This is a genomic window from Bacteroides faecis MAJ27, from assembly GCF_900106755.1.
In the GTDB taxonomy this organism is placed as follows: Bacteria; Bacteroidota; Bacteroidia; order Bacteroidales; family Bacteroidaceae; genus Bacteroides; species Bacteroides faecis.
In genome coordinates this window covers 115310-129516 of the sequence record NZ_FNNN01000013.1, presented here as the reverse complement: position 1 = coordinate 129516, position 14207 = coordinate 115310, and the positions used below count along the sequence as shown (strand labels likewise).

At 39.3% G+C, this 14207-nt stretch carries 19 protein-coding genes and 2 tRNA genes; 5 read left to right on the top strand and 16 right to left on the bottom strand.

The window, feature by feature from the left end; translation table 11 throughout:
- Positions 1-32: 32 nt before the first annotated feature.
- The 7 genes from BLW31_RS12965 to purU form a co-directional block, all read right to left on the bottom strand.
- A complete protein-coding gene (locus BLW31_RS12965) occupies positions 33-1352 on the bottom strand; it encodes an aspartate kinase (RefSeq protein WP_010538616.1) in 1320 nt (439 codons plus the stop codon).
- 13 nt (positions 1353-1365) lie between these two features.
- Complete coding sequence (locus BLW31_RS12960; RefSeq protein WP_010538617.1) at positions 1366-2091, bottom strand: cell division ATP-binding protein FtsE; 726 nt, start codon at positions 2089-2091, stop codon at positions 1366-1368.
- On the bottom strand, positions 2076-2687 hold the full coding sequence (gene hisIE, locus BLW31_RS12955; protein WP_010538618.1) for a bifunctional phosphoribosyl-AMP cyclohydrolase/phosphoribosyl-ATP diphosphatase HisIE: 612 nt from the start codon (positions 2685-2687) through the stop codon (positions 2076-2078). The genes BLW31_RS12960 and hisIE overlap by 16 nt, the downstream gene beginning before the upstream one ends.
- A gap of 120 nt (positions 2688-2807) precedes the next feature.
- Complete coding sequence (gene hisF / locus BLW31_RS12950) at positions 2808-3563, bottom strand: imidazole glycerol phosphate synthase subunit HisF (protein WP_010538619.1); 756 nt, start codon at positions 3561-3563, stop codon at positions 2808-2810.
- Positions 3564-3618: 55 nt separating this feature from the next.
- A complete protein-coding gene (hisA, locus tag BLW31_RS12945) occupies positions 3619-4338 on the bottom strand; it encodes a 1-(5-phosphoribosyl)-5-[(5-phosphoribosylamino)methylideneamino]imidazole-4-carboxamide isomerase (RefSeq protein ID WP_010538620.1) in 720 nt (239 codons plus the stop codon).
- A gap of 111 nt (positions 4339-4449) precedes the next feature.
- Positions 4450-5040: an imidazole glycerol phosphate synthase subunit HisH gene (hisH, locus tag BLW31_RS12940; RefSeq protein WP_010538621.1), complete on the bottom strand. Its 591-nt coding sequence runs from the start codon at positions 5038-5040 to the stop codon at positions 4450-4452.
- Positions 5040-5897 (bottom strand): formyltetrahydrofolate deformylase, encoded by an 858-nt coding sequence (gene purU / locus BLW31_RS12935; protein WP_055268964.1) that lies wholly within the window; start codon positions 5895-5897, stop codon positions 5040-5042. The genes hisH and purU overlap by 1 nt, the downstream gene beginning before the upstream one ends.
- A gap of 441 nt (positions 5898-6338) precedes the next feature.
- Here purU and BLW31_RS12930 point away from each other — a divergent pair.
- From BLW31_RS12930 to BLW31_RS12915, 4 genes are all read left to right on the top strand, one after another.
- Positions 6339-6412, top strand: a tRNA-Asp gene (locus BLW31_RS12930).
- A 56-nt stretch (positions 6413-6468) separates the two neighbouring features.
- Positions 6469-6542: transfer RNA gene (locus tag BLW31_RS12925), tRNA-Asp, on the top strand.
- A gap of 243 nt (positions 6543-6785) precedes the next feature.
- The gene (locus BLW31_RS12920; protein ID WP_010538624.1) at positions 6786-8015 is read left to right on the top strand and encodes a site-specific integrase; all 1230 of its coding nucleotides are present in this window, start codon (positions 6786-6788) and stop codon (positions 8013-8015) included.
- Between the two features lie 55 nt (positions 8016-8070).
- On the top strand, positions 8071-8577 hold the full coding sequence (locus BLW31_RS12915) for a DUF6680 family protein (RefSeq protein WP_010538625.1): 507 nt from the start codon (positions 8071-8073) through the stop codon (positions 8575-8577).
- 234 nt (positions 8578-8811) lie between these two features.
- Here the strand turns inward: BLW31_RS12915 and BLW31_RS12910 are convergent, their stop codons facing one another.
- From BLW31_RS12910 to BLW31_RS12895, 4 genes are read right to left on the bottom strand one after another with little or no spacing between them, the layout of a single operon-like run.
- Positions 8812-9105, bottom strand: a complete 294-nt coding sequence (locus BLW31_RS12910; RefSeq protein ID WP_010538626.1) for a helix-turn-helix domain-containing protein — start codon at positions 9103-9105, stop codon at positions 8812-8814.
- Between the two features lie 40 nt (positions 9106-9145).
- Positions 9146-9448 carry a DUF3876 domain-containing protein gene (locus BLW31_RS12905; protein WP_010538627.1) on the bottom strand — a complete coding sequence of 101 codons (303 nt, stop codon included), beginning with the start codon at positions 9446-9448 and terminating at the stop codon, positions 9146-9148.
- 10 nt (positions 9449-9458) lie between these two features.
- Positions 9459-9776, bottom strand: coding sequence for a helix-turn-helix domain-containing protein (locus tag BLW31_RS12900; RefSeq protein ID WP_010538628.1), 318 nt, complete (start codon positions 9774-9776; stop codon positions 9459-9461).
- Positions 9773-10072: a DUF3408 domain-containing protein gene (locus BLW31_RS12895; protein WP_010538629.1), complete on the bottom strand. Its 300-nt coding sequence runs from the start codon at positions 10070-10072 to the stop codon at positions 9773-9775. The genes BLW31_RS12900 and BLW31_RS12895 overlap by 4 nt, the downstream gene beginning before the upstream one ends.
- 487 nt (positions 10073-10559) lie before the next feature.
- Here BLW31_RS12895 and mobA point away from each other — a divergent pair, with 487 nt between their 5' ends.
- Positions 10560-11009, top strand: a complete 450-nt coding sequence (gene mobA / locus BLW31_RS12890) for a conjugal transfer protein MobA (protein ID WP_010538630.1) — start codon at positions 10560-10562, stop codon at positions 11007-11009.
- A gap of 66 nt (positions 11010-11075) precedes the next feature.
- Here the strand turns inward: mobA and BLW31_RS12885 are convergent, their stop codons facing one another.
- The 5 genes from BLW31_RS12885 to BLW31_RS12865 all read right to left on the bottom strand — a co-directional run bounded on the left by BLW31_RS12885 (position 11076) and on the right by BLW31_RS12865 (position 13997).
- On the bottom strand, positions 11076-11399 hold the full coding sequence (locus tag BLW31_RS12885) for a helix-turn-helix domain-containing protein (protein WP_010538631.1): 324 nt from the start codon (positions 11397-11399) through the stop codon (positions 11076-11078).
- A 130-nt stretch (positions 11400-11529) separates the two neighbouring features.
- Entirely contained in the window at positions 11530-11949 is a 420-nt protein-coding gene (locus BLW31_RS12880; protein WP_029425613.1) for an RteC domain-containing protein, read from the bottom strand.
- Complete coding sequence (locus BLW31_RS12875) at positions 11903-12142, bottom strand: hypothetical protein (protein WP_074759576.1); 240 nt, start codon at positions 12140-12142, stop codon at positions 11903-11905. The genes BLW31_RS12880 and BLW31_RS12875 overlap by 47 nt, the downstream gene beginning before the upstream one ends.
- 38 nt (positions 12143-12180) lie before the next feature.
- Complete coding sequence (locus tag BLW31_RS12870) at positions 12181-13155, bottom strand: ketopantoate reductase family protein (RefSeq protein ID WP_010538634.1); 975 nt, start codon at positions 13153-13155, stop codon at positions 12181-12183.
- The gene (locus tag BLW31_RS12865; RefSeq protein ID WP_010538635.1) at positions 13152-13997 is read right to left on the bottom strand and encodes a helix-turn-helix domain-containing protein; all 846 of its coding nucleotides are present in this window, start codon (positions 13995-13997) and stop codon (positions 13152-13154) included. Before BLW31_RS12865 ends, BLW31_RS12870 begins: the two co-directional genes overlap by 4 nt.
- Positions 13998-14207: the final 210 nt, after the last annotated feature.

The following is a 14207-nucleotide window of genomic DNA, read 5'->3' as shown; positions in this document are numbered from 1 at the left end:
ATCGGTAAAAGCGCTCAGTATTATTTGTGGAATTATTTGTTGTTGAAAAGCATGTCACTCAGCGACTGTAACGCTATCTTCTTATCACATTCCCGGATAAGGAAAGAGATGTTGTAGTTACTTCCTCCGAATGAAATCATTCGTACCGGTATATCACGCATCGCATCAAGTGCTTTTGCTTCAAAACCTACATTCTCCCATTCCAAGTCGCCTACTACACAGATAATACACATATCTTTGTCTACAGTGACCGTACCGTATTTTTTCAGGTCGTCCAGAATCTCATTCAGGTGCTTGGTGTTGTCTATCGTAACAGATACACCTACCTCAGAAGTACAGATCATGTCGATGGAAGTCTGGTAGCTTTCAAAAATTTCGAAGACTTTACGCAGGAAACCGTGAGCCAGCAACATACGGCTTGACTTGATCTTGATAGCCGTAATGTTATTCTTAGCAGCTACAGCTTTGATCTTGCCTTTCTCCGTGTCATTGGAAATCAACGTTCCGGGCGCATCCGGGTCCATTGTATTCAACAGACGTACAGGGATGTTGGCATATTTAGCAGGCTGGATGCAAGTCGGATGCAGGATTTTTGCACCGAAGTAAGCCAACTCGGCAGCTTCTTCAAAATGCAACTGGCGAACCGGAGCTGTCTTGTCAACAATGCGCGGGTCGTTGTTGTGCATACCGTCGATATCTGTCCATATCTGGATTTCAGAAGCATTCACGGCAGCACCGATCAAAGAAGCGGTGTAATCGCTGCCACCACGCTGCAGGTTATCGATCTCACCGTAAGCATTGCGGCAGATAAAACCTTGTGTGATGTAAATCTCCATATCCGGATAAAGTTCCAGTTGTGTCTGCAGTTTCTCCTTAATATATACGGGGTCCGGCTCCGCGTTCTTGTCAGTACGCATGAATTCCAAAGCCGGGAGCAACACGGACTTCACACCACATTCCTGCAGGTAGAAGTTCACCATAGCCGTAGAAATAAGCTCTCCCTGTGCCAAAACCACTTTCTCTTCGAACAAAGTGAAAAGGTCTTTAGTATAGGAGCGGATGTAGTCAAAGTGAGACTTGATGACTTCCAGCCCTTTCTGTTTATATTCCTGAGTTGCATAAAGTTCATCAACGTGCTGTTTATATTTTGATTCCAGCTTATTGATAATCTCGTTGGCACCCTCCGGATTCTTCTTATACAGATAGTCCGAAATTTCCACCAATGTATTTGTTGTTCCTGACATAGCAGAAAGGACAACAATCTTTTGTTCACCATCGGTAATCAATTTGGCTACTTCCTTCATCCGCTGAGCAGAACCTACGGAAGTTCCTCCAAACTTTAAAACTTTCATTTTCGTTACTGTTTTAGTTATCTATATTTAAATCTATTTCTATTGTTCTCTGCCTGGGCATGTATTCGTCGGTCACATCCGTTATGCGATGCTCGGAGCAACGATATACGCTGCCGGGATATTCTTTCAGCAATTGCAGATTGTGCGTCGTCATCACCACGGAAGAACCCGATTCACAGATGTTGTGCAACAATTCAACAATGGACTTACCTGTCTCCACATCCAGATTTCCGGTCGGTTCGTCCGCCAGAATAATAGCCGGAGAATTGAGTACGGCACGTGCTATTACGATGCGCTGCTGTTCGCCACCGGAAAGTTCATTGGGGAGTTTGTAGCCTTTGTTAGACATTCCCACCAAATCGAGCACTTCCTCTATCCTTTCCTGAATTTCCCGCTTGTTCTTCCAGCCGGTGGCACGAAGTACAAATTCCAGGTTGTTGTATACGGTACGATCCGTCAGCAGCTGAAAGTCCTGAAATACGATTCCCAGCTTTCTTCTCAGCTGAGGGATATGCTTGCGTTTGATTGAACGCATATTATAGCCCAATACTTCCGCTTCACCGTCGATCACGTCCAGTTCGCCATACAGTGTTTTGAGCAGGCTCGTTTTTCCCGAACCTACCTTCCCGATCAGATAGACGAACTCTCCTTTGCGCAATTCCAGATTTACATCGCTCAGCACACAGAGTTCCTGTTGATGGATTTCTACGTTCCTATATTGAATTAATGCTTCTTCCATGTACTGCTATGTCTTTCCTGCAATTCACGTGCAAGGTCTTCGATACGATAGCCTTTTGAAGTTAATAACACAATCATATGATAAATCAAGTCGGCTCCTTCATAGATCAAACGTTCGTTTGTTCCATTGGTCGCTTCGATCACTGTTTCCACAGCTTCTTCTCCCACCTTCTGTGCAATCTTGTTGATTCCGGATTCGAACAAGCTGGTGGTATAAGATCCTTCGGGCATTTCTTCGTGACGTTTGTCGATGAAATCCTGCAATGCTTTCAGGAACATGACAGGTTCTTCATTTTTCTCCCCCCAGCAAGTATCTGTGCCCGTATGACAAACAGGACCTGCCGGATCTGCCTGAATCAACAGGGTATCGTTATCACAATCTGCTTTGATAGAAACAACGTGAAGGAAGTTACCGCTTTCTTCTCCTTTCGTCCACAGACGATTCTTGGTACGGCTGAAGAAAGTTACTTTTCCGGTTTCCACCGTTTTGTCATAGGCCTCTTTATTCATGAAACCCAGCATCAAGACTTTACGTGTCTCGTTGTCCTGTATGATAGCCGGAACAAGTCCGTTCATCTTATCGAAATCCAATTCCATCTTATTTTAAGTTCTAATTACTATTTCAAATTACTATGCCGTTTGTGTGACATCATACCGTTGTTCACAGTCCACGTCCTATTATGCTTCCTATCTGCATGGAAGCCTGCCCGGGGTACCTCACCCTCTGATGGTTATTCCTTCGCCGCAAAGATACGATTTTAATTCGGGAATTTTAATTTCTCCGAAATGAAAAACGCTGGCAGCCAATGCCGCATCTGCTTTTCCCACCAAAAAGGCATCACGGAAGTGTTCTTTCAGTCCCGCACCACCCGAAGCGATCACAGGAATCGAAAGTTGCTCCGCCAAAGAGGCAAGCGCTTCGTTTGCGTAGCCGGTCTTTACACCGTCATGGTTCATGCTCGTAAACAAGATTTCACCGGCTCCACGCTCCTGCGCTTCTTTGGTCCACGAAAGTAATTCTTTATCGGTTTCAATACGTCCGCCATTCAGATAACATTTCCATCCGTTTTCCGTTTGTCTGGCATCTACCGCCAGCACACAAACCTGAGACCCGAAATTCTTGGCAATATCATTAATCAGCTGAGGATTGCGAATAGCGGAAGAGTTAATTGAAATCTTATCTGCACCGGCATTCAGCAGGCGGTCGACATCATTCAATTCGTTGATCCCTCCCCCTACGGTAAACGGGATGTTGATATTGGCAGCAATCCGCTTTACCAGTTCCGTGAAAGTCTTACGCCCCTCATGACTCGCAGTGATATCCAGAAAAACAAGTTCATCAGCTCCTTGTTCACTGTAAGCCCGCCCCAGTTCCACCGGATCACCGGCCTGACGCAAATTGACAAAGTTCGTTCCTTTTACGGTCTGTCCGTCTTTTATATCCAGACAAGGTATAATTCTTTTTGCTAACACAATACTATCTTATTTACTATTTGACAATTTGTAATTTTCCTATCCGAAAGCCCGATTATAAAAAGATTCTCAGGTCTTTCAACGTGATATGTCCTTCGTACAATGCTTTACCAAAGATAACTCCGGGGACTCCGGCTTCGTTCAAGGCAATGATATCATCCACATTACTCACCCCGCCGCTAGCCATCAGGTAGAGGTCCGAAAATTTCTCCAGCATCTCTTTATATAAGTCAATAGATGGCCCTTTCAGCATCCCGTCGCAACTAATATCCGTACAAATAACTTTCCGGATACCTTTATTCATATAATCTTCGAGAAAGGGGAAAAGCTCACAGGCACTTTCGTCTTTCCAGCCGTTTACAGCAATCTTATGTTCTTTGACGTCTGCTCCGAGGATGATCTTCTCACTGCCATATACTTCCAGCCAATGACAGAACAGTTCCGGATCTTTCACGGCAATACTTCCACCCGTCACCATCTGAGCACCGCTTTCGAAAGCTATCTTCAAATCTTCATCACTCTTTACTCCACCACCGAAATCTACTATTAAAGAGGTACGCGTAGCAATCTGCTCCAATACCCGATGGTTGATTACATGGTGAGAAGCAGCTCCGTCCAGATCTACCACATGAAGCCTGCGAATTCCATTCGCTTCGAACTCCTTGGCAACTTCCACCGGACTCTCGTTATATACCTTCTTACTGTCGTAATCTCCCTGAGAAAGGCGTACACATTTCCCGTCAATAATATCAATGGCTGGAATAATTTCTATCATCTGTCTATTTACAATTTGATAATTTACGATTTACTATTTAGTTTATTATAAACGACAACCGAGTTTATTATAAACGATAGCGGAGTTTATTATAAACTGCTGCAACGTTTATTAGAGATCCAGAAAGTTCTTCAGAATCTTCTCTCCCGTCTTTCCACTTTTCTCCGGATGGAATTGGGTGGCATAAAAGTTATCCTTATGCAAAGCCGCACTAAACGGATGAATATAATCGGTTTCAGCAGCAGTAAAGTCACAAACCGGCACATAAAAGCTATGCACAAAATAGACAAATTCCGGTTCGGTGAATCCCTCGAACAGTTTGCTATTTGTTTTCCCGATTGTATTCCAACCCATGTGCGGAACTTTGTCTTCATGCTTCTGCGGAACAAAACGTTTCACGTCCACATCAAAGATATTCAGGCAATCTACCCCTCCTTCTTCGGAATACCGGCACATCAACTGCATACCGAGACAAATTCCGAACACAGGCTGACGCAGATTCTTAATCAGTTCATCAAGTCCTGTTGCCTTTAAATGATTCATGGTAGTTTCCGCCTCTCCTACTCCGGGGAAAATCACCTTATCGGCAGATTGAAGAATTTCCTTATCAGCAGTAATCACTGCTTCTATCCCTAACCTCTTCAAGGCGTAATCCACAGAACGGATATTTCCGGCATTGTATTTTACGACTGCTACTTTCATCAACTAAATATTACTGTTTTATTTTTATAAGCCAGAATCTTACGTTCGATATGTTTTTGTACCGCACGCGAAAGAACGATTTTTTCCAGATCCTTTCCTTTATTTACAAGATCTTCTATAGAATCTTTGTGTGTAATACGCACTACATCCTGTTCGATAATCGGACCGGCATCCAGTTCCGTAGTCACATAATGACTGGTTGCACCGATAATCTTCACACCTCTCTGAAATGCGGCATGATAAGGCTTTGCTCCCACAAATGCCGGAAGGAAAGAGTGGTGGATATTAATAATCTTATTCGGATACGCATTAATCATTTGTTCGGAGATCACCTGCATATAACGTGCCAATACGATAAAGGTAATGTTATGTTTGGCAAGCAATTCCATTTCTTTACGTTCCTGTTCTTCTTTTGTCTCTTTGGTGATAGGAAACAAGTAGAAAGGAATACCGAAACGTTCAGCCACATGCTGCAAATCCGGATGGTTACTTATAATAAGAGGTATTTCTACATTCCATTCGCCTGCCGTATAACGAGCCAGCATATCAAAAAGACAGTGGGACATTTTAGAGACAAATATAGCCATACGCGGTTTCACATCCGAGAAATAAAGACGGAAATCCATTTCATATTTCTGCCCATAAAGCGTTCTGAAATAATCTTCAATCTTCTCCTGCGGCACCAGAAAGTCTTTTAACTCCCATTCTATACGCATGAAGAATATGTTTTCCACATGGTCTACATACTGATCCAAATAAATAATATTTCCTTTGTTTACCGTAATAAAATCTGTCACTTCCGCAAGGATTCCCGGTTTATCGGGACAGTGCAATAACAGTTTGGCTGTAGTCATCATTCTTTTTACTAATTTACTATTCCGGGCAGAAAATGTTCTACCTCTCCTATTTTAGGGTGCAAAAATAACGATTTATTGCAAAACTACGAATTATTCAAGCAGAAAGTTGATATAAAAACGGTGATTTCTTACAGATAGAAAGATATCCAAAGTTATTTCCTATGATGAGGATGACAAGTTTCAGGATGGTGACGCTATCACCTTCGGATAGTGACGCTATCTTGATGGGATACCGTCACTATGACGACCGGATAGCGTCACCATCCTGACAGAAGGAAAAACAACTTTTTTTTCTTTATAAAAGTACTCAAAATGAGACACTAAGCATTTTTCTTGCTTTTTATTGAAAAAAAATTTCATCAAAACATTTGCAGATTTACAAAAAACATCTACCTTTGCACCCGCAATCAAGAGAGATGCAGATTAACAAATTGACATTCTGGTTCGGTAGTTCAGTTGGTTAGAATACATGCCTGTCACGCATGGGGTCGCGGGTTCGAGTCCCGTCCGGACCGCTTCTTAAGTAATAGAGAAGCAGGAAGAATAAGATGAGTTAGTTTAATTAAAATTTGGTGCGTTAGTTCAGTTGGTTAGAATACATGCCTGTCACGCATGGGGTCACGGGTTCGAGTCCCGTACGCACCGCGAAAGCAAATAGCAAATTAAAGCAAAGCTCTGAAATTCAAGGATTTCAGAGCTTTTTCTTTTTCCCCGCTTAGGCAAAAAATAGCGGTTTAAAGCAGTTCTCACGTGGCTTATTCGTGGGACTTTTTGAAAACTGTTTTTGCTCCCACGAATTGACGCTTTTGTCTTTGATTGTCAGCTTTTTGCGTAGCTGGTTTTTGAGTGTAGCAAACTAATTTTGTACCACTTAAAAAACAAAGAATTATGGGAGCAGTGAAAAGAAACACACTAAGCGTATTGTTCATTATCAAGAAAGCGAAACTTTTGAAAAACGGTGAAGCTCCTATTTGTATGCGCATCACCGTAAACAAACGAGTAGTCGAAGTTATGATTAAACGGAGCATTCCCGTAGATTTATGGAATCAGAAAAAGGAATGTTCCAAAGGAAAAGACCGTGTAGCTACAGAACTGAACCACTATATCAATACGATTCGTGCCAAAGTATTGCAGATACACCGTGAACTGGAAATAGACAACAAACCGATAACAGCCGATACAATAAAGGATTGTTTCTACGGACGGGACAAGGTGCAGCGCAGTTTGCTAGAAGTGTATGCGGAGCATAACGAGAAATGCCGTGCCCTGATTGGTAAGGAATATACGGAAAGCACAGTTACCAAGTTTGATACTTCCATAAACCGCTTGAAAGAATATATCCGTAGTTGTTACCACCGTGATGATATAATGCTGGCAGAACTGGACGGGCAATTTATCCGTGATTTTGATTTTTGGCTGAAAACGGATAAGCATTGCCAAAACAATTCCGCATTGAAGCATTTGAAGAACTTGAAAAAAGTTGTTCGTATTGCTTTGGCTAACGACTGGATAAAGAAAGACCCGTTTTACGGCATCCACTTCAAGCAGGAAGAAGTTAATGTAGAGTTCCTTTCACGTGAAGAATTGGATGTTTTGATGAACAAAGGATTTACTATCAAACGTTTGGAGCAGGTAAGGGATATTTTTGTCTTTTGCTGTTTTACCGCACTTGCTTTTGTCGATGTGCAGCAGTTAAGCCGTGAGCACTTGATAAAAGACAATAACGGTACTTTATGGATACGCAAGCCAAGACAGAAAACTAATCAAATGTGCAATATTCCTGTTTTATCTATTCCTCAAAGGATATTAAGGAAATATGAAGATAATGCAGAGTGCATAAAGAAAGGTGTGCTTTTGCCTGTAATTAGTAATCAGCGCATGAATGCCTATCTAAAGGAAATCGCTGATTTGTGCAGCATTACCAAACGCCTAACTACTCATGTTGCAAGACATACTGCGGCTACAGTTGTTTTTCTCGCTAATGATGTATCAATGGAAAATGTATCTAAGATTTTGGGACATTCCAATATCAGAATGACACAGCATTATGCAAAGGTTTTAGATAGCTCCATTATGCGTGATATGGTGAATGTGGAAAAGAATTTTTCAATAAGCTGAATTTTATTGCTTTTTTGATAAATAATTTCTATTTTCGTCTCAAAATAAGTAAAAAATGGATATACAGAATATTATAAATATAATAGCAATTGTTTTATCACCCATTATAGCAGTTCTTATAACAAGGTATTTATCAATCAGAACTGATAAGAAAAAAGATAAAATGGAAATTTTTAAGATATTAATGGCAACACGTTATAATAGGTGTACAATAGAATATGTTCGTGCGCTTAATTCTATTGATGTTGTTTTTTATGATAGTAAGAAAGTGCGAAAAGCATGGAGTGACTATTATTCTGTATTGCAAAATCCTACTCCAAATTCCAATTTGATTTTTGATAAAGAGTTGTTATTAATAGAAGCAATGGCGCAAGATTTACATTATACAAACATAAAATGGGAAAATGTAAAGTCATTCTATTTCCCTCAATGGCTAAGCATTCAATATCAACAAGAAGCTAATTTTAAAAATGCCCAATTAACAATTACATCTTCTATATCACAATCATTGAGTGAAAGTGGCATGAAAAATGACAATAAGCAAGAGAAGAAGTTTGAGTAAATACAGACTGATTAGCGAAGATTCTTCCAAAGCTGAATAAAACATTAACAAAGGTAAGCTTCGTATTCCGTCCGTTCAAGCCCAAGCCCTACGGGTTTGAAAGAAAATCTCCACGCCTGCGCTACGCTCCGGGTAGTATTTTCTTCCAAAGGCTTGCACAGACGGAATACTACACTGATAGAGTTAATGTTCTTAGTCAGTTTAGGAAAAAAATGTGTTTTTTAGGACGGTGGGTTATTCCTGCCGTTCCTTGTTGTAGTAGGTCTGCAAAAGCCGTTCTATATCGCTTTGACGGTAGATTATTTTGCCTTTTATCTGAATGTAAGGGATAACGCCCGTATCTCGCCATTCTTGCAGCGTGCGGATGCTTACTTTCAGATATTTGGCTGCTTCCCGGTTGCTTAGAAACTTCTCGCCGTTCAAATGCGGTCTGCTCTCCTTTGCCAGTCGGCTGATACCGTCTAACATTCTATCCATAGATTGAAAGAACTCTTTTATCATTTCACTGTTGCTGTTTATTAGTTCCATATTGATTTATAGTTAGCTTGAATGATTAGTATATACATTTTCAATTACGCAGATAATTGCCATAGTAAGAAATGGAAAGGCTGTCTTTTGCCTTGTCATAGCCGATATAAAGCCGCTTAAAGGCTGAAACAATAAAGTAACGGCTATCTTCTTTCTGTATCTCGTAAGTAGCGGGTTGCGCCTGTCCGTTATCCGATACATGAAGCATCGAAAGGAGATACTTTTTCTTACTTGGATATATCATCACCGTAGGATGAAGATTTAAACTTTCCCATGTACCCACAATAGCCGGGAGGGTAAAAGATTGGTTTGCTTCTGAATTGTCATCTTGTTTTCTTGTCATAAGGCGATACTTATTTATTGGTTGGTATATAGTTGTTTTTCTTTCCTGAAAGATGGTTAACTGTACATTCAGCAACCAGTGTTTCAATATCGACAGATTTATAGTACAGCTTATTCCCGATTTGGGAGTAACCCAGTTTACCACTGTCCCGGTAGTTCTGCAAACTTCGGATGCTGATGCCGAGCAGGGCACACACTTCACGACCTGACAACCATTTATCGGACTGATGATTGTTCAACCTGCAAATGCGTTCCACCTGATTAGCAAAGTTGGCGAACCGACTGCATAACTGTTTAAAGGTCTGTTCCTCAATAGTTATTATATTCATTCTTTATTCTCTTTTGGCTGGTTGAATATTCCTTTTTGCATTTCTTCCCGGTAGAGAACCGAAAGGACATCATTGTACGTATTCAAATGCTCTTCCAGTACGTTATCAATGAAACTTCCGATGCTTACCTGTTTGTTTGTAATCACGCCTACAATCTGCATGATACGTTTCTGTATCTCTCCACTTATGTACACGCTTTGACGGTTGCAAACCGACCGCTTTTTAAGGAATACCGATTTATAGCTTTCCCGTTCCTTACTTGCTGTTTCCTGTAATGATTGTTTTACTTCTGCCATACTTTCAATTTTTAATGGTTTATGAATAGATTGATTTTTGATAATGATTTAAAAGTGGTAAGCCAGTTTCATGGCAGTATTGCCAAATCGTTAAACGCCTTTCAAACATGTTTTAAAGCCATATTCAAACCTTGTTAGACTGTCTTATAGATTACCACCATTCAATCAATTTTCAGCAAAGAAAAGGGTAAAAACAGATGCTTTTTAAAATGGGGGTACTTTGTCCGTTTGTGTCGCAGTTTGGCGTAATAGCCCATCTTTCAGGGGCAAACTGCTGTCTGTAATTTTGTAACCGATAAATAGACATAGGAGGAAGCCGAACCGCTTGCTTTTGTAATCTGACCATAGGGAAGATTTTTGTTATCACATGATAACAGCAAGTTGTGTTTTGAGGCCCGCACTTCGTTTTTTGTGCCTCAAAACCTTGCCACCTTAAAAGGTGGTTGGTTTTACTCCGAAGTCGTAAAACCAGTAAATAATTGCAATTATGGAACAGAAAAAGAAGCCATTTAACAAAGGTGGGCGCAAGCCTAAACTTGACCCACGAACGCACCGTTATTCCCTGAATTTGGACGATGTGGAGAACGCCAAGTTCTTAGCTTTTTACGACCAGTCAGGTTACAAGGTAAAGGCACATTTCATTAAGAACTGTATTTTCGGGAAGTCGTTTAAGGTGCTTAGAATTGATAAAAGCAAGGTTGATTATTATATTCAACTCTCCCAGTTATTTACCCAATTCAGGAGCATAGGCAATAACTATAATCAGGTAGTGAAAGAACTTCATTCCAATTTTGCGGAAAAGAAAGCACTTGCCCAGCTTTACAAACTGGAACAATACACTGTTGAACTGGTAAAGACGAACCAGCAGATTATTGCGCTTACCAAACAGTTTGAAGCATCTTATAAAGAGGAGGGAATAATATCGGCAGAGAAGTAGATGTACTTGCCAAAAGAAAAACATCCCGAAGCTGCCACGTGTACAGCTTCGGGATGAATTTCACTGTTACTTATTTGCTCCGTGTTCTTTCTCGAATTTTCGGAGCGTTCCCACATCAAACCGTTCCTTTATAAACTCACGCACATCGGAAGCCCGATAATAGGCTTTTCCGCTAATCATCATAAAGGGCAGTAGTTTCTTGCTTCGCAATCGCTGTAATGTTCGGGTACTCACTTTGAACAATAGGCATAAATCCTGATTATCCAATAGCTTGTCACCCGGCATTACTTCGGGATTGGTTTGCAAGCTCTTTACATCTTTTCCTACTTCTTCCAGTTTATCAAGTAGTTTTTGCATCCAGTCTTTAAACTCATAATTATCTACATACATATTTGCTTCATTTTTCAGGTTATACTTATATGATTACCAATCGATTGATGAAGCAAAGTTCGGCAAAGGGAAGCAAACAAATTACAAGGTAGCATACGCTACCCCGTATAAATTGATGCTAAATGCTTGATTATCTATACCCTTTATTTTCGTGTTCTTTGTGAATAAGGTTTGCCAGTTCATTAAGAAACTCCGTTAGTTTGGCTGGCTTTCGCTTGATGACATCCATGTACTTTTGGTGATAATCACCTAACTTGATATTGAAAAGCCATTCAAAGGTTTTGCCTAAGTCCGTCAAGTGAATAGGTTTTCCATTCTGATATATTACACGTTTTGAAAGGAATAAGCCGCTGACTATTTCCATGATATTGATAAGGCTTGTTTTGTCAGCTAAATGGAGAGGGGAAATAAAGAGCTTATTTGCATGTTGCTGGAACTGTTCAGGATATTTTATGCGCAGTTTGATAATACGCATTTCATTATTTAGTAATCCTATTGCTTCATCAATTAAATGCAAGTAGGGCATTTTTTTCTTGCTCAAACCGCACACGATACGATTTAAGTCGATGCAAACCAAAGGAGAAATAGCGAAGTAAAACGCTATAATCCTGTTCGTTGAAACTGAAATCAGCTAAATGTGTAGCCAATTCTTCAATAGCCTCTGTAAACTCTGTTACAGAAACTTTACGCTGTGAGCATTCCAATAATAATCGGAAAAATCTCTCTTGTAATATATCTTTCATACGCTTATATTTAATGGCTATCGAATTGATAGTCTTATTCAATTACTTTTATTAGTTTGATTAGAAGATATATAACTTTTTAATTGTGCTAGATTAGGAGTTGTAACACCATATTTTACACCACTATCTATTATATCATCTATCATTTGCCGTATTTCAGCAGGGGAGTGATTTATATGTCCTTCAAACATAAGTTGCAGAGCATCATTACTATAAATTTTCTTTGCTATTGGCACACTGATAAATAAAGGTAAAAGATATAATCTGTTTGCTTTTTCTGTTTTAGGATTGATACCCATTCTTTTGCAAATAGCTAAGCCTTCCCGAATAGCTTTCATAGTGGTTTTAATAATAGCTGTATTCTCTATAAATTTAGAGGCACTTCCGGCACTCATTATTCCCGCTGAAAGACCGGCAGCGACAGCATAATGTGTGATTAGCCATACTAATATTTGATTAGAAATGGTAGGCTTTAAGTTTGCTTTATCCAGTACTATAGAAAGTTTTTCTACTCGTGGAGTTGTCCGCCCGTCTTTTTCCCCTAACGGGGTATTGGAATATTTTAGACCTGAAATGGCACAATGTATGCTTTTATCTTCTTTTCCACCTCCGACCATAAAGGGGAAAGCAAAAAAGTATTGTTCAGGTTTTAAATATTTATCTATTTCAGTAAAAACATCCCAATTATTTTGGAAAAATACAACATTTGCTTTTCCTGCTGACTTTGAAAGACTTGGCAATATAGTTGATAATTGCAATTTATTGGTGGAGACAATAATGTATTCAAAATCATTATTTGACGAAAGTTCGTCTATTACTGTAGGCTTAAAGATTATATCTGTATCTTTTCTTACTTTCTCTCTAAAGTCAGAACAAATAATGTGAATACCATTTTTTTGTACAAATTCTTTTTGTCCATTACGCACCAATACAGTAACGTCACATCCAGCTTTGGATAATTGCCAGCCATAAGTACAACCCACTACGCCAGCACCGTATATCAATATTTTCATAAAGCGATATTATTAAGTTCTTTGTTGTCGTTGATAAATACAGAGTTGAATACCGATAGATTTTCGGTATAAGTATCACAAATTTCAAGTAGTTGTTTAGGGGTATAGCCCGTGAACATTTTAAACTCTTTTATTAAATGTGATTTATCATAATATCCACAATCATAGGCAACCTTACTTATACTGATTTGTGGAGTTGGTTGCAAAATATTGAATGCCTTTCTAAATCGTGTGATTTGGATAAAATCTTTTGGATTTAGTCCTACATATTCAGCGAATATCCGTTTAAATTGCTTATATCCTAAACAAGCCGTTTGAGATAAAACGGATATATTTCCTTCACCTTCATTGATATTGTGTATAGTAGCCATCATCCTATTGGCGTTGCATGATATATTTTCGCATAGTCTATTTAATAAATATTCTTCTATCAATCTGACTATTTGATAATTATCTGATGCTTCATTTATTTTCTCTTCCAATTCTACTAAACAGGTGTTATCTAACAAATCAATGCCTATATTCTGATTAGTAAACTCTTCCATAGGATATGGAAAAAATATCCTGCATCCGATAGGCTGGAATAAAATAATGACCATATCCAAGAAAGAAAACTCTATGTCTGAATAAGTACTGATTTGCCCACTTATATAGGATTGTGGCTGCGTTCCCTTATGAAAAGAAGAAATAATTTTATTTCCTTTATGAAAAACAAGTGCTACACAACCCGCCGGGATAGAACGCTGAAAGCCTTGCTTTACATCATCTATCCTTAAAAACCAATATTGCTTTATATAAGGAGCGAGCAATTTGGTAGGTTGTATTACTTGAATGTTCTCCATTTTGCCTTAACTATCAGACAAAAGTAAGATTTCTTAGATTGATAATAGGTGTAAAAAAGGGACATTCTAACAAAAAAGCCCTAAATGCTAATAGAAAAATGTATCAGAATTGATTTTTAATCTCCGTTTGCCATAGAATTATTGAAAGAGTACAAAGCAAATTAGGAGTAAATAAAAGGGTAGTGCCCTACTTTATCAAAAAAATATTTT

Excerpts from the sequence above, each read along its gene's own strand:
- BLW31_RS12905 (WP_010538627.1), bottom strand. The coding sequence starts at position 9,448 with ATGACAAGAAAACAAGATGACAATTCAGAAGCAAACCAATCTTTTACC.
- purU (WP_055268964.1), bottom strand. The coding sequence starts at position 5,897 with ATGATGACTACAGCCAAACTGTTATTGCACTGTCCCGATAAACCGGGA.
- BLW31_RS12920 (WP_010538624.1), top strand. The coding sequence starts at position 6,786 with ATGGGAGCAGTGAAAAGAAACACACTAAGCGTATTGTTCATTATCAAG.
- BLW31_RS12865 (WP_010538635.1), bottom strand. The coding sequence starts at position 13,997 with ATGGAGAACATTCAAGTAATACAACCTACCAAATTGCTCGCTCCTTAT.
- BLW31_RS12910 (WP_010538626.1), bottom strand. The coding sequence starts at position 9,105 with ATGGAACTAATAAACAGCAACAGTGAAATGATAAAAGAGTTCTTTCAA.
- mobA (WP_010538630.1), top strand. The coding sequence starts at position 10,560 with ATGGAACAGAAAAAGAAGCCATTTAACAAAGGTGGGCGCAAGCCTAAA.
- BLW31_RS12875 (WP_074759576.1), bottom strand. The coding sequence starts at position 12,142 with ATGAAAGATATATTACAAGAGAGATTTTTCCGATTATTATTGGAATGC.
- BLW31_RS12915 (WP_010538625.1), top strand. The coding sequence starts at position 8,071 with ATGGATATACAGAATATTATAAATATAATAGCAATTGTTTTATCACCC.
- BLW31_RS12900 (WP_010538628.1), bottom strand. The coding sequence starts at position 9,776 with ATGAATATAATAACTATTGAGGAACAGACCTTTAAACAGTTATGCAGT.
- hisA (WP_010538620.1), bottom strand. The coding sequence starts at position 4,338 with ATGATAGAAATTATTCCAGCCATTGATATTATTGACGGGAAATGTGTA.
- hisIE (WP_010538618.1), bottom strand. The coding sequence starts at position 2,687 with ATGGAATTGGATTTCGATAAGATGAACGGACTTGTTCCGGCTATCATA.
- BLW31_RS12885 (WP_010538631.1), bottom strand. The coding sequence starts at position 11,399 with ATGTATGTAGATAATTATGAGTTTAAAGACTGGATGCAAAAACTACTT.
- BLW31_RS12870 (WP_010538634.1), bottom strand. The coding sequence starts at position 13,155 with ATGAAAATATTGATATACGGTGCTGGCGTAGTGGGTTGTACTTATGGC.
- BLW31_RS12895 (WP_010538629.1), bottom strand. The coding sequence starts at position 10,072 with ATGGCAGAAGTAAAACAATCATTACAGGAAACAGCAAGTAAGGAACGG.
- BLW31_RS12965 (WP_010538616.1), bottom strand. The coding sequence starts at position 1,352 with ATGAAAGTTTTAAAGTTTGGAGGAACTTCCGTAGGTTCTGCTCAGCGG.
- BLW31_RS12960 (WP_010538617.1), bottom strand. The coding sequence starts at position 2,091 with ATGGAAGAAGCATTAATTCAATATAGGAACGTAGAAATCCATCAACAG.
- hisH (WP_010538621.1), bottom strand. The coding sequence starts at position 5,040 with ATGAAAGTAGCAGTCGTAAAATACAATGCCGGAAATATCCGTTCTGTG.